Below are 1,133 nucleotides of genomic sequence, written 5' to 3'. Positions count from 1 at the left end.
TGTCCTGCAACCATTCAGCCAGGTCGCCAGAGACATAACTTGAGCCGTTATCGCTGAGCAATCTTGGCTTGTGAACAACATGGACCTGATCACAGCCGGACGCCTGAAGTGCCAGATCGAGGGTGTCCGTCACGTCTTCGGCCCGCATGTTGGTGCAAAAGCTTCCAAGCAATGATGTAGCGGCTGTAGTCGTCGAGGATCGTGCTGAGATAGAACCAGCCCCAGCCCAGAACCTTGAGATAGGTGAAGTCGGTTTGCCAAAGCTGATTGATGGCCGTTGTCTTATGTTCGAACTCATTCGCGGCTTTCAGCATGATGAATGCCGGGCTGGTGATCAGATCATGAGCCTTGAGCGTGCGATACACAGTAGATTCCGATACAAAATAGCAGTTCTTGATCGGTGAAGGTGACAGCCAACTCGCGTGGCGACAGCTCCGTTTCATTCAGCGCAAGATCCACAACCTTGCGTTTCACTTCGATGGGAACCCGGTTCCAGACATGCTTGGGCTTAGGAGGCTGATCCACTAGGCCAGCCTCCCCGCGCTGCAGATATCGGTCATACCAGCGGTAGAACGTGGTGCGGGGGATGCCCAGCTTGGCCAGTGTCCGGCGGGCCGACAAATGGCTTTCTTCCACGAGCCGAATGATCTCCAGCTTCTCTGATGCGGGATACCTCATGCGTCGTCGCCCCCATCCCCGAGCATGCTTTTTTTGAGAAGCCGCAGCTCAAGCGTCTGTTCCGCGACGACCTCCTTGAGGTCTTTTGCTTCCCGACGCAGCTCCTTGACCTCATCAGCGTTCGCAGCCCGCGCTGTATCACCAGCCAACCGCTTCTTCCCAGCTTCCATGAAGTCTTTCGACCATTTGTAATAGAGGCCCTGCGATATGCCTTCCCGGCGACACAGCTCAGCGATACTGTCTTCCCCGCGTAGGCCGTCCAACACGATCCTGATCTTCTCCTCAGAGGAATACTGTTTGCGCGTCGCCCGCTTGATATCTTTGACGATCCGCTCGCCGGGGCTTTTCGTTGTCTTTCTCATCGTCCACTCCTCAGTGGTTACGATGAGCCAAGAACACTCTCTTATCAAATTGCCCTAGTTGGACCCATAAGCGCTGACGTCAGATAGTGCTGG

The 1,133-nt window shown here is 55.1% G+C and carries 1 pseudogene; it reads right to left on the bottom strand.

Features of this window, described 5'->3' with window-relative positions:
* Positions 1 to 1,040, bottom strand: a pseudogene (locus ACR0L4_RS23625) (IS3 family transposase); the annotation flags it as partial.
* Positions 1,041 to 1,133: the final 93 nt, after the last annotated feature.

It is taken from the genome of Ruegeria sp. AB5 (assembly GCF_056542645.1).
The sequence above is the reverse complement of the archived record's forward strand: the minus strand, read 5'-3'. Positions and strand labels throughout refer to the sequence as shown.